Origin of the sequence: Streptomyces bikiniensis, assembly GCF_000716625.1 — a bacterium.
GTDB classification, from domain to species: Bacteria; Actinomycetota; Actinomycetes; order Streptomycetales; family Streptomycetaceae; genus Streptomyces; species Streptomyces bikiniensis.
Window position 1 is genome coordinate 122203 of the sequence record NZ_JNXJ01000009.1, and the last position, 23637, is coordinate 145839.

A 23637-nucleotide genomic window follows, 5' to 3' on the forward strand; every position below is an offset into this window, starting at 1 on the left:
CGCGACGACCGTGATCAGGGACGCCGGGGCGGCGCCGGGGGTTGCGGCGGGGGCGGTCGCACGGGGGCCGGTGCCGGGTGCGGTCGGGAGCGCGGGCGCGTGCGGGGTCATCGGGTGCGCCTCCTGACGTCGCGGCGGGCGATGTGGCGGGTGTCGAGGCCGGAGAGGCCGCGCACCGCGACGTACGCCTTCTCGCGGCCCGGCAGCGAGACGCGGCCGCGCAGGACCGCCTCCGGGTCGCGCTCGATCCGGTCGAGCAGGCGCCGGTAGATGCCGGCCATGGCGGCGACGCAGGCGCCGCTGCGCCGGTCGAGCAGGGGAAGCAGCCGGTAGCCCTCGGCGAACAGGGCGCGGGCGCGCCGCACTTCGAAGTGGACGAGCCCGGCGAAGTCGGAGCCCTCGGGCAGGGGGCCGGCGAAGCCGTCCCCGCAGCCGAACTTGGCGAGGTCGTCGGCGGGCAGGTAGGTGCGCCCGTTCTCCGCGTCCTCGCGCACGTCCCGGAGGATGTTGGTGAGTTGGAGCGCGAGCCCGAGGGTGTCGGCGTACTCGGGGGCGCGGTCGGCGCCGGGGGCGCCCGGGTGGGTGCCGAAGACGCCGAGGGAGAGGCGGCCGATGGCGCCGGCGACGCAGCGGCAGTAGGCCTTGAGGTCGTCCCAGGTCTCGTAGGTGGCGCCGTGGACGTCCATGAGGACCCCGTCGATGAGCTCGTCCAGGCCGTCGAGCGGGATCGGGAAGCGCCGGGCGGAGTCGGCGAGGGCGACGGCGACCGGGTCGGTGTCGTCCTCGTCGACCTTGTCGGAGCGGATCCGGTCGAGCAGGTCCCGGGTGGCCTCCAGGCGCTCCTTCTTCTCGCCGGGCGCGAGCGTGCCGTCCCCGATGTCGTCGACGCGCCGCGAGAAGGCGTACAGGGCGGACATCGCCCGGCGCTTCCCGGCCGGCAGCAGCCGGATGCCGTAGGCGAAGTTGCGGGCCTGCTGCCCGGTGACCGCCTCACAGTAGCTGTAGGCGGCCTGTACCGGTGCGGACGGCTGGTGCTGTCCCTCCACGGTCACGGTCACCCCTCTCTCCGCGCCCTGAGCAGGACCTCTCCCGCCCGGCGCATCAGGCTCGGCTTGGTGGGCCCCGGCGGGCCGGTCAGTACGTCGAATCCGGCGTCGGCGATCGCGTCGAGGGCCGCGAGTCCCCCGGCGGTGAATCCGGCGAGGAGGAGGCGGAGGCGGCCGTGGACGCTGCCGACGAGCGGGACGCCCGCGTGGAGCAGGGCGCGGGCCCGATCGGCCTCGAAGGCGATCAGGGCGCGGACGGAGGCTCCGGCGGTGGGCCGGGCGAGGTCGTCCTCGGTGACGTGGAACCGCTTGAGGTCCTCGGCGGGCAGGTAGATCCGGTCGCGGCCGAGGTCCTCGGCGACGTCCTGGAGGTGCTCGACGATCTGGAGGGCGGTGCAGATGCCGTCGGAGAGCCGGATCCGCTCGGGGGTGGCGGTGCCGGTGATCCCGAGGACGAGGCGGCCGACGGGGTTGGCGGAGAGCTCGCAGTACGCGAGGAGGTCGTCGTACGTCTCGTACCGGCCGACCAGCTGGTCCTGGCGGTTGGCGGCGATCAGGCCGAGGAAGGGCTCGGGGGTGAGGCCGCACCGCCGGACGGTCGGCTGGAGGGCGCGCAGCAGGGGGTGACGCGGGGTGGAGTCGAAGACGCGGCGGAGGTCGGCCTCGAAGGCGTCGAGGAGGGCGAGCCGGTCGTCGGCGGCCTCCGGGGGGACGCCGAGGTGCCGGGCGTCCGCGCCGCCGGGGGCGAGGTCGCCGTCGCCGATGTCGTCGACGAGCCGGGCGTAGCCGTAGACGGCCATGAGGTCGTCGCGCCGGGCGCGGGGCAGGAAGAAGGGGGCGACGGGGAAGTTCTCGTCCGCAGCCTTGCCGAGGGTGGCACGCGAGGTGGCGCCGGGGCGCGCCTGCCGGGGGTCCGTCACCGGTCGCTGCCCGGCGGAGGGACGGCGACGCCCTCGTGGAGCTGGAGATTCTGCGTCATGGCCGTCACGTCTCCCGTTCTACACTGCTGACCCAATCCATCCTATTTCGGACACGCCGCCGACCCCTGCCCGTAGGGCCGCCACCCGGGGCCCGATGGCCGTGGGGTATCGCCCTACTTGCCGCGAAACAGACCGGTCCAGCTTACGTTGTACGACGACCGTCGCCATTCGGGGGTCGCGCGCACCAGGGATTTCACCCGCACCGAACGTCAACCTGCCACGGAATCAGGGGAGTTGAGTACGACCGGGCTTCGGGGAGCGCGTGTCCCGGCGGCGGCCGCGACGAGGACGGATCCGGCGACGGCCCTCCCGGGCCACACGGAAAGGCCGCGAGAAGGCCCCCCGAACAGCGGAAGTGACGCTCCGTACACGCCGGAACGCGCTGTGACGCCGGGAAAGGGGGCGCCCCCGGCGCGGGAGCTGCGACGGGGGCGGGAACCTCGGGCGGGGTCGCTCAGCGGGCGGTCTCCCGCTCGTACGCCTTGAGGACCTCGTCCGTGGGGCCGTCCATGAGGAGCTGGCCCTTCTCCAGCCAGAGCACCCGGTCGCAGGTGTCCCGGATGGACTTGTTGCTGTGGCTGACCAGGAAGACCGTGCCGGCCTCCTTGCGCAGCTCGCGGATGCGCTCCTCGGAGCGGATCTGGAACTTGCGGTCGCCGGTGGCGAGGGCCTCGTCGATGAGGAGGACGTCGTGGTTCTTGGCGGCCGCGATGGCGAAGCGGAGCCGGGCGCCCATGCCGGAGGAGTACGTGCGCATGGGCAGGCTGATGAAGTCGCCCTTCTCGTTGATGCCGGAGAAGTCGACGATGCCCTCGTAGCGGGAGCGGACCTCCTCGCGGCTCATGCCCATGGCGAGGCCGCCGAGGATCACGTTGCGCTCGCCGGTGAGGTCGTTCATCAGGGCCGCGTTGACGCCGAGGAGCGAGGGCTGGCCGTCGGTGTAGACCTTGCCGCTCTCGGTGGGGAGCAGGCCGGCGATGGCGCGCAGCAGCGTGGACTTGCCGGAGCCGTTGGAGCCGATGAGGCCGATGGCCTCGCCCCGGTAGGCGGTGAAGGTGACGCCGCGGACCGCGTGGACCTTGCGGACGCCCCGGGTGACCTCGGCCTTGCCGCGGCCGACGATGCGGCTGAGGGCCGCCGTGGCGCTGCCCTTGCCCCCGCCGCCGGCGTTGACCCGGTAGACGATGTGGACCTCGTCGCAGATGACGGTGGGAACGCTGGACCGGTTCGTGTCAGCCACGGCCGTACCTCTCCTCGGCCTTCCAGAAGTAGACGAAGCCGCCGATGCCGAAGACGAGGGCCCAGCCGAGGGCGGTCATCCAGACGTGGTCCGGCAGGTTCTCCGCGCCGTAGCCCTCGATGAGGGAGAAGCGGATCAGGTCCATGTAGACCGCCGCCGGGTTGTACATGAGGACGTCGGCGATCCAGGCGGGCTTGTCGGCGAGCATCGCGGGGATCGAGAACATCACGCCGGAGGCGTACATCCAGGTGCGCATGACGAACGGCATGAGCTGGGCGAGGTCGGGCGTCTTGGCGCCCATCCTGGCCATGATCATCGCCAGGCCGACGTTGAAGACGAACTGCAGGAACAGCGCCGGGACCAGCAGCAGCCAGCTGAGCGAGGGGTAGCTGCCGAAGGCCATGACGATCGCCACCAGGACGATCATCGAGAACAGCAACTGCTGGAGTTGCTGGAGCGAGAAGGAGATGGGCAGCGAGGCGCGCGGGAAGTGCAGGGCCCGGACGAGGCCGAGGTTGCCCGAGATCGCCCGGACGCCGGCCATCACCGAGCTCTGGGTGAAGGTGAACACGAAGATGCCGGTGACCAGGAAGGGGATGTAGACCTCTTTGGTCATGCCCCGGCCGGCACCCAGGATGAGGCCGAAGATCAGGTAGTAGACCAGGGCGTTCAGGAGCGGGGTCGCCACCTGCCACACCTGGCCCAGCTTCGCCTGGCTGTACTGGGCGGTCAGCTTGGCCGAGGAGAAGGCCAGGATGAAGTGGCGGCGGCTCCACAGCTCCCGGACGTACTCGAACAGTCCGGGCCGGGCGCCGCTGACCGAGAGGCCGTACTTCGCGGCGAGGTCGGCCGGAGCCAGGCCCTCGTCGACGGACGGGGGCGCGCTCGTCGCGACCGCCCCGCCCTGGTGTGTGTCACTCACAAGTCGAAACTTTCGTGTTCAAGATGCGCGGCACGTCGGGTACCACGATGTCAGACGACCGGGGGGCGACCCAGCCGGGTCAGCCGCCATACCGTACGCCACCTCATGGGGCGGCGCGGTCCGCAGGGGGTGGTCCAGCCCGCCCGGAATCCGCCGCACCACGCCTTCAGCGCGGGGACCGAGGGGCGCCGGGCCAGGGTGAGCAGCAGCCAGACGCCGAGATAGGCCGGCACCAGGGGCGCGGGCAGATTGCGACGGGCCAGCCACACTCGGTTGCGCGCCACGTTGAAGTGGTAGGAGGCGTGCCGGGAGGGCGCTGTCGTGGGGTGCAGCAGCACCATGTCCGCACGGTAGTCGATCATCCAGTCGGCGTCGAGCGCCCGCCAGGCGAGGTCGGTCTCCTCGTGCGCGTAGAAGAACTCGTCCGGAAGGCCGCCGACTTCGGCGAAGACCTTGGTGCGGACGGCGTTGGCGCCGCCGAGGAAGGTGGTCACCCGCGAGGAGCGCATCGGGTCGGAGGCGCGCAGCCGGGGCACGTGCCGGCGCTGGGTGGCACCGGTCTCCGGGTCGGCGATCCGGAAGCTGATGATGCCCAGGCGCGGGTCGGCGGTGAAGGCCTGGCGGACCAGCTCGGCGGTGTCGGGGTGGGCGAGCAGGCCGTCGTCGTCGAGGAAGAGCAGGACGTCGACGTCGGTGCCGCCGGGGCCGAAGGCCTCGATGCCGACGTTCCGGCCGGCGGGGATGCCGACGTTCTCGGGCAGGTCGACGGTGCGGACCCCGTCGGGCACCCCGGTGACCGGGGTGCCCTGGCCGACGACGACGACCTCGACCGGGTCGCCCTCCTGCGCGGCGACCGAGTCGAGCAGCGCGCGCAGGTCGTCGGGGCGGTTGCCCATGGTGATGACGACGGCGCCCACCTTGAGCGGCGTGTTCACGGCCGGCCTCACTTCAGCCTGCTGGAGACCAGGATCGACACCAGGTGCAGCAGGGTCTGGAGCAGGGCGATGCCGGCGAGGACGGCGACGCCGAGCCGGGAGAAGAAGAGGTCGCCCCTGATCTGGTCCGCGATCGCGAGGACCAGGATGAGCAGGGAGGCCTCGATGCCGAGGATCAGCCGGTGGAACTTGAGCGCGGCGGCGGCCCGGCGGGCCAGCGCCATGCCGGAGGAGCGCGGCTCGGAGGCGGACTCCTTGACGGGCGGGAGGCCGCCCTGGTGGCGGGCGACGCCGACGAGGTCGGTCTCGGCCTTGATCAGGATGGCGCCGAGGGCGGCGAGGGTGCCCAGGAAGGCCCACAGCCAGTCGATCCGTCCGGTGCCCCACAGGTCGGCGGCGCGCAGGCCGAAGCCGACGAGGACCGCCGCGTCGCACAGGTAGGCGCCGACCCGGTCCAGGTAGACGCCGCCGAGGGAGAACTGCTTCTTCCAGCGGGCCAGCTCGCCGTCGACGCAGTCGAGCAGCAGGTAGAGCTGGACCATCAGCACGCCGAGGACGGCGCCCGGGACGCCCGGCACGAGGAGCGCCGGGGCGGCGAGCACGCCGAAGACGGTCATCAGGTAGGTCAGCTGGTTGGGGGTGACCCGGGTGTTCGCCAGCTGCCGGGTGATCCGCAGGGAGATCTCCCGCATGTACAGGCGGCCGCCCCAGTGCTCGCCGCTCCGCCGGTCCTTCACGCCCGGGGGGTGGACGACCGGTCGGAGCTCAGCTACCGATGGCTTGTGCATAGTCGGCGTACGCGTCCCTGATCTCGTCGTCGGACAGGTCGAGGTGTTCGAGGATGGTGAAGCGGCCCGGTCGCGTCTGCGGGGCGAAGGAGACCGCCCGGACGAACTCGTCCACGGTGAAGCCCATCTCCTGCGGGGTGACGGGCAGGCCGTGCCGGCGCAGGGTCTCGACGATCAGGCCGGACTCCTCGCGGGCGCCGCGCAGGTGCATGGCGAAGGCCGCTCCGAGGCCGCACTGCTCGCCGTGGCTGGCGGCGCGGGTGGGGAAGAGCAGGTCGAAGGCGTGGCTGATCTCGTGGCAGGCGCCCGAGGAGGGGCGGCTGTCGCCGCTGATCGACATGGCGATGCCGGACATGACCAGGCCCTCGGAGAGGGTGACGAGGAAGTCGTCGTCGCCGACGCCGCCGGGGTGGCGGAGCACGGCCTCTCCGGCGCTGCGGGCCATGGCGGCGGCGAGACCGTCGACCTTCTCGCCGGTCTCGCGGTGCGAGAGCTCCCAGTCCGCGATGGCGGAGAGGTTGGAGACCGCGTCGCCGATGCCGGAGCGGACGTAGCGGACCGGGGCGTCCCTGATCACGTCCAGGTCGACGACCAGGGCGATCGGGGTGGGGACGCCGTAGGAGCCGCGCCCGTTGTCGTTGTCCAGGGTGGAGATCGGGGAGCAGATGCCGTCGTGCGACAGGTTGGTGGCGATGGCCACGAGCGGCAGCCCGACCCGGGCCGCCGCGTACTTGGTCACGTCGATGATCTTGCCGCCGCCGAGGGCCACCACCGCGTCGTACCGCTTGCCGCGCATGGCGTCGGCGAGCTTGACGGCCTCGTCGATGGTGCCGCCGGCGACCGGGTACCAGTCGGCTCCGGGCAGCTCGGCGGCGAACCGGTCGCGCAGCTTGAGGCCGGAGCCCCCGCTAATGGCGACCGCGATCTTGCCGTTGCTGGAGATCCGCTGGTCCGCGAGGAGCGCGGACAGGTCGTCCAGCGCTCCCCCGCGGATGTCGACGACGACCGGCGACGGGATCAGCCGGGTCAGTACTGGCACGCGATCTCACGGCCCTTCGCGAGGTCGTCGTGGTTGTCGATCTCGACCCACTTGACGTCGCCGATGGGGGCCACGTCGACGGTGAAGCCGCGGTTGACCAGCTCCTGGTAGCCGTCCTCGTAGTAGAGGTCGGGGTCGCGCTCGAAGGTGGCCTTGAGGGCGTCGGCCAGCTCCTCGGCGGCTTCGGCCTCGATCAGGGTGACGCCGATGTACTCGCCGGTGGCGGTGGCCGGGTCCATGAGCTTGGTGATGCGCTGGACGCCCTTGCCCTCGGCGGTGATGACCTTCATCTCCTCGTCGGCGAGGCTCTTCACCGTGTCGAGGGCGAGGATGATCCTCTGACCGTCGCCGCGGGCGGCGAGCAGGGTCTTCTCGACGGAGACGGGGTGGACGGTGTCGCCGTTGGCGAGGATCACGCCGCGCTTGAGGACGTCACGGGCGCACCACAGGGAGTAGGCGTTGTTCCACTCCTCGGCCTTGTCGTTGTCGACGAGGGTGATCGTGAGCCCGTACTTCGCCTCCAGGGCCTCCTTGCGGTCGTAGATGGCCTCCTTGCGGTAGCCGACGACGATCGCGACCTCGGTGAGGCCGATCTCGGCGAAGTTCTTCAGGGTCAGGTCGAGGATCGTGGTGTCCCCGTCGACCGGCACGAGGGCCTTCGGAAGGGTGTCGGTGTAGGGGCGCAGACGCCGCCCGGCACCGGCTGCCAGGACGAGACCGATCATGCTGTTTCTCCTTCGTCGTGAACGGCGGGTGCTCCGGCGGAGACCCAGAAGCGGATGGACTCCACGAGCACCACCAGCGCGACGGCGACCGCGAGGGCGGTCAGTGCCAGGGTGAAGTCGTCGCCGCGGCCCGCGAGGAGGGCGGCGAGGACGGTCACCAGGAGCGTGCGCCCCTCGTGTCCGCCGGTGACGCGCACCAGCCAGGCGGGCGGCGCGCCGGTGCCGCCGCGGATGCGGTACACCGTGTCGTAGTGATGGTAGGCGACCGCCGCGACCAGCCCGAACGCCGCCGGGAGGGCCCCCGGGGAGTCGGAGCGGGCGGCCAGGACGAGGACGGTGGTGTACTCGGCGGCGCGGAAGAGCGGGGGGACGAGCCAGTCGAGGGCGCCCTTGAGGGGCTGGGCGACGGCGAGCCCGGCGAAGATCGTGTAGCCGACGGCGGCGATCACGGTCTGCCGGTCGCCGAACGGCCACGTGAGGACGGCGAACAGCAGGCCGGCCGTCGCGATCGCGGCGAGGACGACGCCGAGGCTCCGGTCGCCGGGGCGGCGGAAGAGCCGGGCGGCGAGCTGGGCCAGCGGTCCGGAGTCGGTGAGGTCGAAGAGCGCCCGGGCGGCCCGGTCGCTCCTCCTCCCCTTGCGGGTCAGGGAGCGCAGGACGCGGCCGGCGGTGGTGTAGCAGGCGCCGAAGGCGCAGCCGGCGATCAGGGCCCAGAAGACGATCCGGGGGCCGGTGACGGCGGTGAGGACGGCGATCATCGCCCAGCGCTCGCCGATCGGCAGGATGATCATGCGGCGGGCCCAGACGGTCCAGCCGACGCCGTCCAGCCTGCTGGAGAGGGCCAGGCTGGTCTTGGCCGCGGCGCCGGTGCTCTCGGCGTTCGCCTCGTTGAAGGAGAAGTCCACGACGTGCCGGCAGGTCATCAGGACCATGGCGCCGAGCGCGAGGGCCCAGACGTCGTCGCCGTTCCGGGCGGCGCCGAGGGCGAGGCCCGCGTAGAAGGCGTACTCCTTGGCGCGGTCGAAGGTGGCGTCGAGCCAGGCGCCCATCGTCGAGTACTTCAGCGCGTAGCGGGCGAGCTGCCCGTCGGCGCAGTCCAGGACGAAGGAGACGAGGAGGAGGACGCCGGCGGCGACGTAGCCGGCGCGCTCGCCGGTCGCCGCGCAGCCGGCCGCGACCAGGGCGGTGAGCAGGGAGGCGGTGGTGACCTGGTTGGGGGTCAGTCCGCGGCGCGCGCACCAGCGGGCGATGTGGCGCGAGTACGGGCTGATGAAGAAGGTGGTGAAGAAGCCGTCGTGCGCCTTCACGGCCGAGCGGAGGCGTACGGCCTCGTCGTCGACGGCCTCGACGGCGGCGCGCGCCGCGTGGCGGGCCTCGGCGTCGGTGGGCACGGTGGCGACGAGGGTGCCGAGCTGGGGCCGGTGCACGGCGACGCCGCCGGCGTCGAGGGCGTCGGCGAGGGTGCCGGGGAGGTCGTCGGCGGGTGTGCCGGCGGGCGCGGGGGCGCCGCCCAGGGCGCGGGCCAGCGCGGGGCGGGCCTCGGCCTGCGCGGTGAGCGCGCCGGGGACCGCGGCGGCCGGGAAGCGGGGGTCGGTGAGGGCGAGGCGCAGCGCGTGCAGATGGCCGACGAACCGGGGGTCGACGAGCGCGACGCGCTCGCCCGCCGGGACGACGGCCAGCAGGGCGCCGGCCTCCTCGGCGCCGGAGGCGATCCGGACGTCGAAGCCGAGCGACCGCAGATCACCGTCGAGCGAGGATCCGGGTGCCGGCGGGCCGGTGAGGATGGCGGTCGACAGACGAACTCACTCCTTGGAGCTGACGGAGGGCCGGCGGGGCCCATGGCGGCCCCGGGCGCGGCGGTGCGGCCCGGCACCGGGCGGCGACACGTCGGCTGAGGCTATCCGATGAACAGAAGGACGAGTTCACCGAGGCTTCGCGGGCAGGACTCCCCCGGGCCCGCTCGTGTCCGCCCCGATGCGCTCGGTCCGTCGCGGATCATGATGGGTGATCATCCGGCCGCCCCACAAACCCCGGTCGCGCGCCTCCTGCCGGGCTGTCTCCGAGCGCTTCTCGCCACACCCCGTCCGGACGGCATCACCGCAGGTCAGAGCATATGACAACGGTGTTCAGTACCGTGTTGCGCATACCCCCCACCCGTAGTTGACTTGCGCATCGGGGCACACGGACGACACGACCGGGAGGCCAATGTCATGGGGGCTGGACACGATCACGGGCACGGCCATGGGCACGGCCACGTGGGCCCGCCGCCGACGGGTACCGCGGGGGCCGCGTACCGGAGCCGGTTGCGGATCGCGCTCGGCATCACGCTCTCCGTGATGGTGGTCGAGATCGTCGGCGGCGTCGTCGCGGACTCGCTCGCGCTGATCGCGGACGCGGCCCACATGGCGACCGACGCGGTCGGCCTCGCGATGGCGCTCCTGGCGATCCACTTCGCCAACCGGCCGCCCTCGGGGAACCGCACCTTCGGCTACGCGCGGGCCGAGATCCTGGCGGCGCTCGCGAACTGCCTGCTGCTGCTCGGCGTCGGCGGCTACGTGCTCTTCGAGGCGATCCAGCGGTTCATGGAGCCGGCCGGGACCAAGGGCGGCCTCGCCATCGCGTTCGCGGTGGTCGGCCTGGTGGCGAACGTGATCTCGCTGACGCTGCTCATGCGGGGGCAGAAGGAGAGCCTCAACGTGCGCGGGGCGTACCTGGAGGTGCTCGCGGACGCCCTGGGCTCGGTCACGGTGATCGTCGCGGCCGGGATCATCCTGCTCACGGGCTGGCAGTACGCGGACCCGATCGCCTCGCTGGTGATCGGTCTGATGATCGTCCCCCGGACGGTCAAGCTGCTGCGCGAGACCCTGGACGTGCTCCTGGAGGCGGCCCCCAAGGGCGTCGACATGACGGAGGTACGGGCCCACATACTGGCCCTGCCGGGGGTCGAGGACGTGCACGACCTGCACGCGTGGACGATCACCTCGGGGATGCCGGTCCTCTCGGCGCACGTGGTCGTCGACCAGGGGGCCCTGGACTCGGTGGGCCACGAGAAGATGCTGCACGCGCTCCAGGGCTGCCTGGGCTCGCACTTCGACGTGGAGCACTGCACCTTCCAGCTGGAGCCGGTCGGCCACGCGGAGCACGAGGCGAAGCTGTGCCTGTAGCGCACCGGAGCGCCTGTTAGTCTTTTCGTACGAACGCGTGGTGGAGAGGAGCTGGGGTTGATGACCGTCGCGATGGAGGCTGCCCCCTGCGGCAGCGCCCGGTCGTCCCTCAGCCTCCGGGTCTCCGGCTGACCTGATCCCGGTCCTCGCACCGGTACGTCACGTCGTCGGCCGGGGCCCTCTCATCCAAGGGTTTCCCACGTTGTCCGACAACGCTCTTCGCGATTCCTTCTTCGCCCTGCACCACGGCCTGCCGCGCCAGGGTCCGGGCTCCGACACCACCACCCGTCGGCTCCTCGCGCTCGCGGGACCGCTCCCCGAGCGTCCGCGCGTGCTCGACCTGGGCTGCGGCCCGGGCCGCTCCGCGCTGCTCCTGGCCGCCGAGGCGGGCGCCGAGGTGACCGCCGTCGACACCCACGAGCCGTTCCTCGCCGAGCTGCGGGAGTCCGCCGCCGCGCGCGGACTCGACGGCACGGGCCCCGGCGGCGGTTCCGTCCGCGCCCTCCGCGCCGACATGGGCGCCCTGCCCTTCCCCGACGGTTCCTTCGACCTGGTCTGGGCCGAGAGCTCGGTCTTCGTGCTCGGCTTCGACCGGGCCCTCGCCGCGTGGCGCCGCCTCCTCGCGCCCGGCGGCACGCTCGTGCTCACCGAGTGCGTGTGGACCACCGGGGAGCCGGGCCCGGCGGCCCGCGCCTTCTGGGAGGAGCACTACCCGCTCCGTACCGTCACCGGGAACGCGGCGGCGGCGGTCGCGGCCGGCTACCACGTCCTGGGCACCTTCGTCCAGCCGGAGGGCGACTGGGACGAGTACTACGGTCCGCTGGCCGCGCGCGCCGGTGCGGCCGACACCTCCGTGCCCGGCATGGCCGAGGCGGTCGCCGGGGCGCGCGCCGAGATCGCGCTGCGGCGCGAGCACGGCGCCGACTACGGCTACGCCGGTTTCGTCCTCCGGCCCGCCGATCCGCGCTGGCGCACCCGGCCGGAGGCGCCCGGCGAGGAGGCGGAGGTCCGGCGGGTCGAGGCGGCGGCCTTCGGGTCGGCGGCGGAGGCCGACCTGGTCGACGCGCTCCGGGCGGACCCCGACGCGTGGCTGCCGGGCCTGTCGTACGTGGCCGAGGCCCCGGACGGCACGGTCGCGGCGCACGCCCTGCTCACCCGGTGCCACGTGGACGGCGCCCCGGCGGCGGCGCTCGCGCCGGTCGCGGTCGCGCCCGAGCACCAGCGGACGGGGGCCGGGCAGGCCGTCGTCCGGGCGCTCCTCGACGCGGCCCGGCTGCGGGGCGAGACCCTGGTGCTCGTCCTGGGGCATCCGGAGTACTACCCCCGGTTCGGGTTCGAACGGGCGTCCGCGTATGGAATCCGGCCAGGTTTCGAGGTTCCGGACGAGGCGATGAGGGCGCTCGTCCTGGACGGCTCCGCCCCCGTCCCCTCGGGTGCGCTGCGCTATCCCGCGCCTTTCGGGGTGTAGTGCCCCCTCTGACCCCTGCCGCTCCCGCCGCCCCGGTCGTGCTCCGGTGCGGTGGGAGCGGCCGCGTCCGGCCGTCGAAGTACGGACAAGCCGCTTTTGTACGGCAGACTGAGGGGGCCCCACCGGGCCGAGGACCGAAGCGAAGGATGGGTATGCCGACCACACCAGCCCCCGCGGCTCAGATCTCGCCGGAGATCGCGTCGAACGGCGTCCAGCCGTCCGGAGACCCGGCCCCGATCATGCTCGAACTGGTCGACGAGGACGGAAGGACCATCGGCACGGCGGAGAAGCTCGCCGCCCACCAGGCGCCGGGGCAGCTGCACCGCGCCTTCTCCGTCTTCCTCTTCGACGAGTCGGGCCGGCTGCTCCTCCAGCGGCGGGCCCTCGGCAAGTACCACTCCCCCGGCGTCTGGTCGAACACCTGCTGCGGCCACCCCTACCCGGGCGAGGCGCCGTTCGCGGCGGCGGCCCGGCGCACCTTCGAGGAGCTGGGCGTCTCGCCCTCGCTGCTCGCGGAGGCCGGCACGGTCCGCTACAACCACCCGGACCCGGCCTCGGGCCTGGTGGAGCAGGAGTTCAACCACCTCTTCGTCGGCCTGGTGCAGGCCGAGCCGCGCCCGGACCCGGAGGAGATCGAGGACACCGCCTTCGTGACCCCCGCCGAGCTGGCCGAGCGGCACGCGGCCGCGCCGTTCTCCGCCTGGTTCATGACGGTGCTCGACGCGGCGCGTCCGGCCGTCAGGGAGCTGACGGGTCCGTCCGGGGGCTGGTGACCACCGGCTCGTGCGGCACCGCTCCCGGCCCCGGTGCCATCGGGGCCAGGGGCAGGGCCGCCCAGATGATCTTGCCGCCGCTCGCGGTGTGCTCGACGTCGCAGGTGCCGCCGGCCTCCTGGGCGACCTCGCGGACCAGGAGCAGTCCCCGGCCGCCGGTCTGCCCCCAGTCGGCCTCCAGGGCCTTGGGCCGGTAGGGGTGGTTGTCCTCGACGGACACCCGGATCCACTCGGGGCCGATCGCCACCTCGACCGCTATCTCCGGGGACAGCAGCGCCGCGTGCCGCACGGCGTTGGTGACCAGCTCGGAGACGATCAGCAGCAGGCCGTCCATGATCTCGTCGTGGAGGGGGACGCCCTGGCGGACCAGCAGGTCGCGCACGGCGTGCCGGGCCTGCGGGACGGAGACGTCGACCGCGGCAGCGGTGAAGCGCCAGACTCCTTCGTAGGACGGGTGCCGGGTGGGGCCGCCTTCGCGCGGCTCCACCGTCCGGTTCCCACCCTCGTGCTCGATTCTCGCCACGGATCGAGTCTTGGCAATGCGCGGGGGCGGGCCGACCTACTGACCAGAAGTCGACACTTATCGGCCGCCTTCTGATCGGGTGAGTATGCCGATGTCAGTTGTTCGACTGATCGCGCACGCTTTCTGAGGGCTCCGGAGAGCCCGACGTCCGAGCCCGCCGGATAGCATCCGGCCCATGGAGCCGCAGCTGAAGGACAGCGTCACGGACGGGATCGCCACCGTCGTCATCGCCAACCCCGCCAAGCGCAACGCGATGAGCGCCGGCATGTGGCGCGCCCTGCCGGGCGTCCTGGAGCGGCTCGCCGCCGACCCGGAGGTCCGGGTCCTGGTCCTGACCGGCGAGGGCGACACCTTCTGCGCCGGGGCGGACATCTCGGCGCTGCGGGAGCCCGGGGACGAGCAGCAGAGCCTGGCGGTACGGGCCGAGGAGGCGCTCGCGGCCTTCCCCAAGCCGACCCTGGCGGCCGTCCGGGGCTTCTGCGTCGGGGGCGGCAGCCAGCTCGCCGCCGCCTGTGACCTGCGGTTCGCCGAGGAGGGCGCCCGCTTCGGGGTCACCCCGGCGAAGCTCGGCATCGTCTACCCGTCCTCGTCGACCCGCCGCCTCGCCGCCCTCGTGGGCCCGTCGGCCGCCAAGTACCTGCTGTTCTCCGGTGAGTTGATCGACGCGGAGCGGGCGCTGCGGACGGGGCTCGTGGACGAGCTGCACCCGGCGGGCGGACTGGACAAGCGGGTGGCGGAGTTCTGCCGGGTGCTCGTCTCCCGCTCGCTGCTCACCCAGGCAGCGGCCAAGGAGTTCGCCGACGGGCGCACGGACCGGGAGGCCCACTGGGCGGAGCAGGCGCGCGGCAGCGGCGACACCGCGGAGGGCGTCGCCGCCTTCCTGGAGCGCCGCCCGCCCCGCTTCACGTACGGGATCTGAGGACCGTACGGGCTACTCGGTCCCCGCCGGGGCGGTCTCCGGCCGCCCGGCCTCCGCGCGCCACTTCGCGACGAGTGCGGCCGGGGCCTTCTCCGGCGAGCCCGCGTCGTACGGCGGCTGGGGGTCGTACTCGGTGAGGAGCTGGATCGTCTGCGCGGTCTCGTCCCCGGCGATCCGGCCGAGGAGGTGGAGCGCCATGTCGATGCCGGAGGAGACCCCGGCGGAGGTGACGTACTTGCCGTCGAAGACCACCCGCTCGCCGGTGGGTTCGACGCCGAGGGCCCGCAGTTCGTCGAAGGCGAGCCAGTGGGTGGTGGCCCAGCGCCCGCCGAGGAGGCCGGCGGCGGCGAGGACCAGCGAGCCGGTGCAGACGGAGGTGGTCCAGGTGCTGGTGGCGTCGGCGGCGCGGAGCCAGGCGAGGGTCTCCGGGTCGTCCATGGCCGCCCGGGGGTCGGGGCCGCCGGGCACGAGGACGATGTCCGGGGCCGGCACCTCGGCGAGGGCGCGGTCGGCGACGAGGGCGAGGCTGTCCTGGTCGTTGCGGACCGGGCCCCTCTCCTTGGCCACGAAGACGGTCTCGGCTCCGGGGAGGTGGGCGAGCAGTTCGTACGGCCCGACGGCGTCGAGGGCGGTGAAGCGGTCGTAGAGCAGGACGGCGATCTGCACGGTGGTTCCTCTCGGTGGGCGGAGACAGGTGGGCGGAGACATCGGTGGCGGGCCCGGTCGGTCGCGGGCGCACGGACGGACGGAAGGCCCGCGGAGGGATCCCTTCCGGACGGCGCTCGACCGGCCACGAGGACGGCCGGCGGCGGAGGCCGACGACGGCATGGGCGGACGGTCAGGACAGGACCGCGTGGAAGCGGCGGCGGTACTCCGCCGGGGAGGTCTCCAGGGCCTTGAGGAAGGCGCGGCGCATCGCCTCCGGCGTCCCGTAGCCCGAGGCGCGGGCGACCTCCTCGACGCCGCGCGGGGTGTCCTCCAGGAGGCGGCGGGCGTGTTCGAGCCGGACCCGGTCGACGTAGCGGCCCGGTGGCGTGCCGGTCTCCGCGTGGAAGGCGCGGGCGAAGTGGCGGGGCGAGAGCCGGGCGCGGGCGGCGAGCGCCGGCACGGAGAGGTCCGCGTCCGGGTGCTCGGTGATCCAGTGCTGGAGGTCGCGCAGCGGCTCCCGGCGGGCGGTCTGGGCGGAGAGCTGGACGCTGAACTGGGCCTGGTTGCCGGGGCGGCGCAGGAACACGACCAGGTGACGGGCGACGGCGAGGGCGACGTCCCGGCCGTGGTCCTCCTCGACCAGGGCGAGCGCCAGGTCGATCCCGGCGGTGACCCCGGCCGAGGTGGAGAGGCGCCCGTCCCGTACGAAGATCGGGTCCGGGTCCACCTCGACCTCGGGGTGGCAGCGGGCGAGGTGGTCGCAGGCGTTCCAGTGGGTGGTCGCCCGGTGCCCGTCGAGGAGCCCGGCCCCGGCCAGGAGCAGCGCCCCGGTGCAGACGGAGACCAGGCGCTCGGCGCGCGGTCCGTGTGTCCGCAGCCAGTCGATCAGCGCCGGGTCGGGCGTCCGGGTGCCCTCGCCCCCGGGGACGACCAGGGTGTGCGGGGCGCCGCCGGCGACGGCGTCCGCGAGCGTGGAGTCGGGCAGCAGGCGCAGCCCGCTCTGCGTACGGACCGGTCCGCCGTCCGGGGAGGCGGTGCGGACCGGGTAGGCGGACGGGTCCCCGGCGGCCAGGCCGGCACCGGCGAACACCTCGACGGGGCCGGTGACGTCGAGGCTCTGGACGCCGTCGAAGAGGACGACGAGGAGGGGGCGTGAGGGCATGCCCCCATCCTTGGCCGGGACGGCCCGCGTCCACAATGCCGAGGACCCCACCTTTCCTGCCATCGCCTCTCGTCGGCGGAAGGTGGTGGACCTTCTCCCGCCGGCGGAAGGGCGCGCCTGCTCCCGCCGATGGCGGGGATGCGGCTGCTCCCCCGGCGGTGGGGCGCGCCGGCACCTGCCCCGCCGCCCGAGGCGACGCGCCGGTTCCCGCCGGTGGAGGAGATGTGCCCGCCCCTCGTGGCGGTGGAGAGCGTCTGCGCCTGCCGGCGGGAGGGAGCGCCTGCTCCGCCGTCCGAGAGAACACCCTTGCTCCTGCCCGCGGAGGGGATGCGTCCGCTCCCGCCGAGGACGGGAATGCTCCTGCGCCCGGCGGCGGTGGGACGCGCCTGCCCCCACCGGCCGGGGGAACGCACCTGCGCCTGCCGCCGGAGGGGACGCGTCGGCTTCCCTCAGTCGAGGGGACGTGCCCGCTCCCGCCGACGAGAAGGAGCGTCCGCCCCGACGCCGGAGGCCACGCATACCCCCCCGCCGGTCGAGGCGACGCGCCCGCCCCCGCCGGAGGCCGCGTGCCTGTTCCCGTCGTACCGACCAGTCGGTAACGTTCGGGGCATGACGAACACCCTGCCGCCGCGTGCCGGGCGCCGCTGCCACAACGCCCTGAACCCGCTGCACTCCTCGCTGTACTTCTCGCCGGACCTGGACCGCGAGCTCTCCGCCCTCGGCTTCGAGGACCAGAGCGCGATGCGGCTCGCCGCCCGGAGCGCCCCGCTCGGCGCGGTGGGCGCGGGCACGGTCGCCGCGACCTTCTACAACTACAACCACGAGCTGCTCGCCCGCCACCTGCCCGCCGTGTGGGAGACCGCCTCCCCCGCCGAGGTCCTGGCCGCACGGCTGCGCGCCGTGGACGCGACCCTGCGCCGGCTGCTCGGCGAGGACGCCGTCGCCTCCCCAGAGATGGCCGAGGCGGCGGAGCTGGCGCTGCGGGCCGCCGAGGCCTGTACGCGGCACGCCCGGCCCCTGTACTCGGCCAATGCCGACCTGCCGGTCCCCGAGGAGCCCCACCTCGCCTACTGGCACGCCACCACCCTGCTGCGCGAGCACCGGGGCGACGGGCACCTCGCGGCCCTGCTCTCCGCCGGGCTCGACCCGATCGAGGCCCTGGCCTCCCACACCGCCACCGGCAAGGGCATGGCCCCGCGCTGGGTCCTCGGCTCCCGGGGCTGGCGGCGGGTCGACTGGGAGGGGGCGGTGCAGCGGCTGCGCGACCGGGGCCTGATCGACGCCGAGGGCGAGCTGACCGAGGCCGGGACGACCCTGCGCGCCGACCTCGAGGAGCACACCGACCGGCTGGACTCCGCCCCGTACGAGCACCTCGGCGCGGCCGGCGTCGAGCGCCTGACCGAGCTGGGGCGCGGCTTCCTCTTCGCGGCGGCCGCCGCGGGCGCCTTCCCGGAGGACCTCGTCGGCAAGGGCTGAAGGACGCGCGGGATGGGTCGGTTGCCGCGTACGGGTGACCGACCCGGCACAATGCAGTCGCAAGCTTGAGGCACGAGAAGGCGAGTCGGGACACCGTGACGACGTCCATCGAAGCAAGGATCGCCGAGGAGCTCGGCGTACGCGAGCGACAGGTGAGGGCAGCCGTCGAGCTCCTCGACGGCGGTTCGACCGTGCCGTTCATCGCGCGCTACCGCAAGGAAGCGACCGAGATGCTCGACGACGCGCAGCTGCGCACCCTGGAGGAACGGCTGCGCTACCTGCGCGAACTGGAGGACCGCCGGTCGGCCGTCCTCGACTCGGTCCGCGAGCAGGGCAAGCTGACGGAGGAGCTGGAGGCCCGCATCCTGGGCGCCGACACCAAGGCGCGCCTGGAGGACGTCTACCTGCCCTTCAAGCCGAAGCGCCGGACCAGGGCGCAGATCGCCCGCGAGGCCGGTCTGGAGCCGCTGGCGGAGGGGCTGCTCGCGGACCCGTCCGTGGAGCCGTCGGCCGCCGCGGCGGCCTTCGTGGACGCGGACAGGGGCGTCGCGGACGCGGCGGCGGCCCTGGAGGGCGCGCGGGCGATCCTCGCGGAGAAGTTCTCCGAGGACGCCGACCTCATCGGCGAGCTGCGCGAGCGCATGTGGGGCCGGGGGCGCCTCGTGGCGAAGGTCCGCGAGGGCAAGGAGGAGGCGGGGTCGAAGTTCGCCGACTACTTCGACTTCGCGGAGCCGTTCACCGCGCTGCCCTCGCACCGGGTGCTCGCCATGCTGCGCGGCGAGAAGGAGGACGTGCTCGCCCTGGACCTCGAACCGGAGGAGCCCGCCGAGGGGCCTTCCTCGTACGAGGGGATCGTCGCGCACCGCTTCGGCGTCGCCGACCGGGGGCGCCCCGGGGACAAGTGGCTCCAGGACACGGTCCGCTGGGCCTGGCGGACCCGGATCCTGGTGCACCTGGGGATCGACCTGCGGCTGCGGCTGCGGACGGCCGCCGAGGACGAGGCCGTACGGGTCTTCGCGGCGAACCTGCGGGACCTGCTGCTCGCCGCGCCGGCCGGCACCCGGGCGACCCTGGGCCTCGACCCCGGTTTCCGTACGGGCGTGAAGGTCGCCGTCGTGGACGCGACCGGCAAGGTCGTCGCCACCGACACGATCCACCCCCACGTCCCGGCGAACAAGTGGGACCAGTCCCTGGCGACCCTGGCGCGGCTCGCGAAGGAGTACGCGGTCGAGCTGGTCGCGATCGGCAACGGCACGGCCTCCCGCGAGACCGACAAGCTGGCGACCGAACTCATCGCCAGGCACCCCGAGTTGAACCTGACCAAGGTGATGGTCTCGGAGGCCGGCGCCTCGGTCTACTCGGCCTCCGCGTTCGCCTCGCAGGAACTCCCGGATCTGGACGTGTCGTTGCGCGGCGCCGTCTCCATCGCCCGGCGGCTCCAGGACCCGCTGGCGGAGCTGGTGAAGATCGACCCGAAGTCGATCGGCGTCGGCCAGTACCAGCACGACCTGGCCGAGGTGAAGCTCTCGCGCTCGCTCGACGCGGTGGTCGAGGACTGTGTGAACGGCGTCGGCGTGGACGTCAACACCGCCTCCGCACCGCTCCTCTCGCGCGTCTCGGGCATCAGCTCCGGCCTCGCGGAGAACATCGTCGCGCACCGGGACGCCAACGGCCCCTTCCGCTCCCGCCGGGCGCTCAAGGACGTGGCCCGGCTCGGCCCGAAGGCGTACGAGCAGTGCGCGGGCTTCCTGCGCATCCGGGGCGGCGACGACCCGCTCGACGCGTCGGCGGTGCACCCGGAGGCGTACCCTGTGGTGCGCCGGATGGCAAAGACGACGGGCGGCGAGGTCGCTTCCCTGATCGGTGACACGGGCACGCTGCGCTCGCTGCGGGCGGACGACTTCGTCGACGAGACCTTCGGTCTGCCGACGGTGACGGACATCCTGCGCGAGCTGGAGAAGCCGGGCCGCGACCCGCGTCCGGCGTTCCGGACGGCCACCTTCAAGGAGGGCGTCGAGAAGATCGGCGACCTGGCGTCCGGGATGGTCCTGGAGGGGGTCGTCACCAACGTGGCGGCGTTCGGGGCGTTCGTGGACGTCGGTGTGCACCAGGACGGTCTGGTGCACGTGTCCGCGATGTCGAGGACCTTCGTGAAGGACCCGCGCGACGTGGTGAAGCCCGGCGACGTGGTCAAGGTGAAGGTCCTGGACGTGGACGTCCCGCGCAAGCGGATCTCGCTGACGCTGCGGCTCGACGACGAGCCGGGCGCGGACGCGACGGGCGGCGCGGGCGGCCGGGGCCGGGGCCGGGGCGAGCGCGGTGACCGGGGCGAGCGCTCCGGCCGGCCGCCGCAGCAGCGGCAGGGCGGCGGTGGCGGCGGTCGCCGGGCCGAGCGCGGCGACCAGGGCGGCCGGGGCGGTGGCGGCCGGGACCGCGGCGCGGCCCCCGCTCCCGCCAACAGCGCGATGGCCGACGCCCTCCGCAAGGCGGGCCTGCTGGGAGAGGGCGGCGGCAAGCGCCGGTAGGGCCGGCGTACGGGGAGGGGCCTCGGTCCCTTCCCGTACGGACGGCGTTACGGCGTTACGGCTCTACGGCCCTACGACTCTACGGCAGGAAGCGCAGCGCCCAGTCGGCACGGTGGGCGACGGCGAGGTCGTCGTCCTCCGTCAGGGGCCGCAGCAGGCCCTCGGCCTTCTTCGGGTCCGCCTGGACCAGGTCCACGATCTCGGCGGCCAGGCCGTCCTGGTCGTCGCCGAGGTCGACGGCGGAGGCCCGCACCAGGACCGGCAGGCTGCCGGTGCCGCCGATGCCCGCGACGACGCCGCCGAGCAGCTCGCGGGCGTACCCGTTGCGCTCCTCGACCGCCCGGCCGAGCTCGGTCTCCAGGCGCGGCAGCAGCTCCGGACCGCCCGTCGCCGCGATCTCGTCCGCGAGGTCGATGGTCGCGTCGACGTCCGCGTCGAGGTCGTCCAGCATCGCGAGGAGCCGGGTGATGCCGTCGTCGGTCATGTGGTGCCTCCTGGAGAGTGCCCTCCGGGGCGACGGGACCGGTCGCGTCCCGCGGAGAGCCGTTGTGCGTACAAGTTCACGGCCCGGGTCGCGTCCGTGCAAGACGGGCGGCCCGGGCCGGGGGTGTCTCAGACCTCGGTGACCTTGCCGTCCGCCACCTCGATACGGCGGGTGGTGCGGACGGCGTCGAGCATGCGCCGGTCGTGGGTGACGAGCAGCAGCGTGCCGGTGTACGAGTCGAGGGCGGACTCCAGCTGCTCGATCGCCGGGAGGTCCAGGTGGTTGGTCGGCTCGTCCAGGACCAGCAGGTTGACGCCCCGGCCCTGGAGCAGCGCGAGCGCGGCCCGGGTCCGTTCGCCCGGCGAGAGGGTGGTGGCGGGCCGCAGCACGTGGACGGCCTTCAGGCCGAACTTGGCGAGCAGGGTCCGGACCTCGGCGGGCTCGGTGTCGGGCACGGCCGCGCAGAACGCCTCCAGAAGGGTCTCGGTGCCGTGGAAGAGCTTGCGGGCCTGGTCGACCTCGCCGACGACGACGCCCGAGCCGAGGGACGCGTCGCCCGAGTCCAGCGGGAGGCGGCCGAGGAGGGCGGCGAGCAGGGTCGACTTCCCGGCGCCGTTCGCGCCGGTGACGGCGACCCGGTCGGCCCAGTCGATCTGGAGGGTGACGGGGCCGAAGGAGAAGTCGCCGCGCTCGACCTCCGCGTCGCGCAGGGTCGCCACGACCGAGCCGGAGCGCGGGGCGGCGGCGATCTCCATGCGCAGCTCCCACTCCTTGCGGGGCTCCTCGACGACGTCGAGGCGCTCGATCATGCGCTGGGTCTGCCGGGCCTTCGCGGCCTGCTTCTCGCTGGCCTCGCTGCGGGCGTTGCGGCCGAGCTTGTCGCCGTCGGTGGCCTTGCGGCGGGCGTTCCGGACGCCCTTGTCCATCCAGGACCGCTGCATGTGGCCGCGCGCTTCGAGGGCCGCCTTCTTCCCGGCGTACTCCTCGAACTCCTCGCGCGCGTGGCGCCGGGCGGTCTCCCGCTCCTCCAGGTAGGCCTCGTAGCCGCCGCCGTACAGGGTGATCTGCTGCTGGGCGAGGTCGAGTTCGAGGACCTTGGTGACGGTGCGGGCGAGGAACTCGCGGTCGTGGCTGACGACGACCGTCCCGGCGCGCAGCCCCTTCACGAAGGCCTCCAGGCGCTCCAGGCCGTCGAGGTCCAGGTCGTTGGTGGGCTCGTCCAGGAGGAAGACGTCGTAGCGGGAGAGGAGGAGGGAGGCGAGCCCGGCGCGGGCGGCCTGGCCGCCGGAGAGGGAGGTCATCGGCTGGTCGAGGCCGACGGTGAGCCCGAGGGAGGCGGCGACCTCCTCGGCGCGCTCGTCGAGGTCGGCTCCGCCGAGGTTCAGCCAGCGCTCCAGACCGACGGCGTACGCGTCGTCGGTGCCGGGGGTGCCGTCGACCAGGCCCTGCGTGGCCTCGTCCATCGCGGCCTGGGCGGCGGCGACGCCGGTGCGCCGGGCGAGGAAGGCGCGCACGGTCTCGTCCGCGCGCCGCTCGGGCTCCTGCGGGAGGTGGCCGACGGCGGCGGTGGGCGGGGAGAGCTTCAGCTCGCCCTCCTCCGGGGCGTCGAGCCCGGCGAGCAGCCGCAGCAGGGTCGACTTGCCGGCGCCGTTGACGCCGACGAGGCCGATGACGTCGCCGGGGGCGACGACGAGGTCGAGCCGGGCGAAGAGGGTGCGCTCGCCGTGGCCGGCGGCGAGGTCCTTGGCGACGAGGGTTGCAGTCATCAGGGAAGGAATCCTAGGCGACCGGGGGACCCGCCGAGGGGGCCGGGGCCGTGGGCCTCCGCGGTCAGCGGCGGGAGGCGCCCGCCGGGGCGGGGGCGGCGCCCCGCCGGGTCCCGTCGAGGAGGCGCAGGAGCACGGTCCGGTAGGAGGCGCCGTGGAAGCGGTACGGGCCGGTGCCGGGGTAGCCGTCGCGCGCAAGGTCCACGGCGGGGCCGGTCCACCAGGCGAAGTCGCGCCAGACGACGTCGTCGCCGTCGCGCTCCACGACGGCCGTGACGGCTCCGCAGCCGGGGTCGTCGCAGTCGGGGCAGGAGTGGAGCACGTGGCGGCCGCCGGGGAGGCCGTGGTCACCGGCGTCGAGGAGGCGGCGGACGTGCTCGGCGCGGAGGACGGGCGGGAGGTCCGCCGCGAGGGGGGAGACGGTGTCCGCGCCGTCGGCCCCGTCGAGCCGGTGGAGCAGCGGCCTGCCGTCGACCAGGAGGTCGGTGGGGGCGGTGCGGGTCGCGGGGGTGAGGTCGAGGCTGGTGTACGCGGACGGCATGCTTCGAGTATTTCCCCGCGGAGGGGCCCGTTCCATGGCTGATGCGTCCTGGAAATGTCCCGATCCGGGTACGGGGGCCGGCCTCCGGGAAGCGTGCGCCCGACGGCGGGAACGCCCGGAACGGCCGCGGGGCGGTTGCCGTCCTTTCGGATGGCAACCGCCCCGCGAGGTGTCACTTGCCGAACGGCGGGCGGCTGCTGTTGTCCGCGTCGGCGCACTGCCTGGCGCGCTTCTCCAGGGCTGCGGCGTTGGCGAGGGCCTTCTTGGCCTCCACCGTGGCGCCGAGGCGCTTGAGCTTGGCGGCGCGGTCGCGCTCCTTGCGGGCGTCGGCCTTCAGCTTGCCGATGTTGCAGGTGATGGCACCGGCGGCCGCGGGCTCGGCGGTCACCGTCTGGCCGACGAGCACGCCTCCGGCAAGGAGCGTGGTGGCGAGCAGGGCCGGCAGGACGCGGCGCACGGTCTTGAGGGGACGCATGGTGGTTCTCCAACTTCCGGGCGGGGACAGCCCGTTCG

General features: G+C 73.7%; 22 protein-coding genes. 6 read left to right on the top strand and 16 right to left on the bottom strand.

Translation table 11 applies throughout. The features are described 5' to 3' along the window. Nucleotides 1–107: 107 nt before the first annotated feature. From hpnD to OO47_RS09525, 9 genes are all read right to left on the bottom strand, one after another. Nucleotides 108–1058 (bottom strand): presqualene diphosphate synthase HpnD, encoded by a 951-nt coding sequence (gene hpnD, locus OO47_RS09485; protein ID WP_030215583.1) that lies wholly within the window; start codon nt 1056–1058, stop codon nt 108–110. Further along, on the bottom strand, nt 1055–1966 hold the full coding sequence (gene hpnC / locus OO47_RS09490; RefSeq protein ID WP_030215586.1) for a squalene synthase HpnC: 912 nt from the start codon (nt 1964–1966) through the stop codon (nt 1055–1057). Before hpnC ends, hpnD begins: the two co-directional genes overlap by 4 nt. 514 nt (nt 1967–2480) lie before the next feature. Beyond that, the gene (locus OO47_RS09495; protein ID WP_030215588.1) at nt 2481–3266 is read right to left on the bottom strand and encodes an ABC transporter ATP-binding protein; all 786 of its coding nucleotides are present in this window, start codon (nt 3264–3266) and stop codon (nt 2481–2483) included. Beyond that, nucleotides 3259–4188 carry an ABC transporter permease gene (locus tag OO47_RS09500; protein WP_030215590.1) on the bottom strand — a complete coding sequence of 310 codons (930 nt, stop codon included), beginning with the start codon at nt 4186–4188 and terminating at the stop codon, nt 3259–3261. The genes OO47_RS09495 and OO47_RS09500 overlap by 8 nt, the downstream gene beginning before the upstream one ends. Before the next feature lie 50 nt (nt 4189–4238). Next, nucleotides 4239–5084 (bottom strand): glycosyltransferase family 2 protein, encoded by an 846-nt coding sequence (locus OO47_RS09505; protein ID WP_407696289.1) that lies wholly within the window; start codon nt 5082–5084, stop codon nt 4239–4241. Between the two features lie 47 nt (nt 5085–5131). Further along, entirely contained in the window at nt 5132–5911 is a 780-nt protein-coding gene (locus tag OO47_RS09510) for a CDP-alcohol phosphatidyltransferase family protein (protein ID WP_078489555.1), read from the bottom strand. Then, nucleotides 5889–6950 (bottom strand): iron-containing alcohol dehydrogenase family protein, encoded by a 1062-nt coding sequence (locus tag OO47_RS09515; protein ID WP_030215593.1) that lies wholly within the window; start codon nt 6948–6950, stop codon nt 5889–5891. The genes OO47_RS09510 and OO47_RS09515 overlap by 23 nt, the downstream gene beginning before the upstream one ends. After that, on the bottom strand, nt 6938–7675 hold the full coding sequence (locus OO47_RS09520; protein ID WP_030215597.1) for a phosphocholine cytidylyltransferase family protein: 738 nt from the start codon (nt 7673–7675) through the stop codon (nt 6938–6940). The genes OO47_RS09515 and OO47_RS09520 overlap by 13 nt, the downstream gene beginning before the upstream one ends. Beyond that, nucleotides 7672–9471, bottom strand: a complete 1800-nt coding sequence (locus OO47_RS09525; protein ID WP_078489556.1) for a DUF5941 domain-containing protein — start codon at nt 9469–9471, stop codon at nt 7672–7674. Before OO47_RS09525 ends, OO47_RS09520 begins: the two co-directional genes overlap by 4 nt. Before the next feature lie 414 nt (nt 9472–9885). Between OO47_RS09525 and OO47_RS09530 the strand changes: the two genes are divergently transcribed. The 3 genes from OO47_RS09530 (at nt 9886) to idi (ending at nt 13080) form a co-directional block, all read left to right on the top strand. Continuing rightward, entirely contained in the window at nt 9886–10839 is a 954-nt protein-coding gene (locus OO47_RS09530; protein ID WP_030215602.1) for a cation diffusion facilitator family transporter, read from the top strand. A gap of 202 nt (nt 10840–11041) precedes the next feature. Beyond that, nucleotides 11042–12307, top strand: a complete 1266-nt coding sequence (locus OO47_RS09535; RefSeq protein ID WP_030215605.1) for a bifunctional class I SAM-dependent methyltransferase/N-acetyltransferase — start codon at nt 11042–11044, stop codon at nt 12305–12307. Between the two features lie 152 nt (nt 12308–12459). Beyond that, the gene (gene idi, locus OO47_RS09540) at nt 12460–13080 is read left to right on the top strand and encodes an isopentenyl-diphosphate Delta-isomerase (RefSeq protein WP_030215608.1); all 621 of its coding nucleotides are present in this window, start codon (nt 12460–12462) and stop codon (nt 13078–13080) included. Here the strand turns inward: idi and OO47_RS09545 are convergent. Next, on the bottom strand, nt 13046–13594 hold the full coding sequence (locus OO47_RS09545) for an ATP-binding protein (RefSeq protein WP_407696290.1): 549 nt from the start codon (nt 13592–13594) through the stop codon (nt 13046–13048). The two genes, idi and OO47_RS09545, sit on opposite strands and share 35 nt — an antisense overlap. Before the next feature lie 184 nt (nt 13595–13778). Here OO47_RS09545 and OO47_RS09550 point away from each other — a divergent pair, with 184 nt between their 5' ends. Next, nucleotides 13779–14522: an enoyl-CoA hydratase/isomerase family protein gene (locus tag OO47_RS09550; RefSeq protein ID WP_030215610.1), complete on the top strand. Its 744-nt coding sequence runs from the start codon at nt 13779–13781 to the stop codon at nt 14520–14522. A gap of 12 nt (nt 14523–14534) precedes the next feature. Here the strand turns inward: OO47_RS09550 and OO47_RS09555 are convergent, their stop codons facing one another. Continuing rightward, complete coding sequence (locus OO47_RS09555) at nt 14535–15188, bottom strand: DJ-1/PfpI family protein (protein WP_030215611.1); 654 nt, start codon at nt 15186–15188, stop codon at nt 14535–14537. A 172-nt stretch (nt 15189–15360) separates the two neighbouring features. Further along, nucleotides 15361–16332, bottom strand: coding sequence for a GlxA family transcriptional regulator (locus OO47_RS09560; protein ID WP_030215613.1), 972 nt, complete (start codon nt 16330–16332; stop codon nt 15361–15363). A gap of 609 nt (nt 16333–16941) precedes the next feature. On the opposite strand from OO47_RS09560, the gene OO47_RS09565 reads away from it, so the two are divergent. Together OO47_RS09565 and OO47_RS09570 are read left to right on the top strand one after the other, a co-directional pair. Further along, nucleotides 16942–17808, top strand: coding sequence for an SCO6745 family protein (locus OO47_RS09565; protein WP_030215616.1), 867 nt, complete (start codon nt 16942–16944; stop codon nt 17806–17808). 95 nt (nt 17809–17903) lie between these two features. Further along, nucleotides 17904–20333, top strand: a complete 2430-nt coding sequence (locus OO47_RS09570; RefSeq protein ID WP_030215619.1) for a Tex family protein — start codon at nt 17904–17906, stop codon at nt 20331–20333. Nucleotides 20334–20412: 79 nt separating this feature from the next. On the opposite strand, the gene OO47_RS09575 is transcribed toward OO47_RS09570, so the two are convergent. From OO47_RS09575 to OO47_RS09590, 4 genes are all read right to left on the bottom strand, one after another. After that, nucleotides 20413–20817 carry a hypothetical protein gene (locus tag OO47_RS09575; RefSeq protein WP_030215623.1) on the bottom strand — a complete coding sequence of 135 codons (405 nt, stop codon included), beginning with the start codon at nt 20815–20817 and terminating at the stop codon, nt 20413–20415. Between the two features lie 128 nt (nt 20818–20945). Further along, complete coding sequence (locus OO47_RS09580) at nt 20946–22583, bottom strand: ABC-F family ATP-binding cassette domain-containing protein (RefSeq protein ID WP_030215626.1); 1638 nt, start codon at nt 22581–22583, stop codon at nt 20946–20948. A gap of 64 nt (nt 22584–22647) precedes the next feature. Next, nucleotides 22648–23124, bottom strand: a complete 477-nt coding sequence (locus OO47_RS09585) for a hypothetical protein (protein WP_030215628.1) — start codon at nt 23122–23124, stop codon at nt 22648–22650. 172 nt (nt 23125–23296) lie between these two features. Further along, nucleotides 23297–23599, bottom strand: coding sequence for a hypothetical protein (locus OO47_RS09590; RefSeq protein WP_030215630.1), 303 nt, complete (start codon nt 23597–23599; stop codon nt 23297–23299). Nucleotides 23600–23637 lie beyond the last annotated feature (38 nt).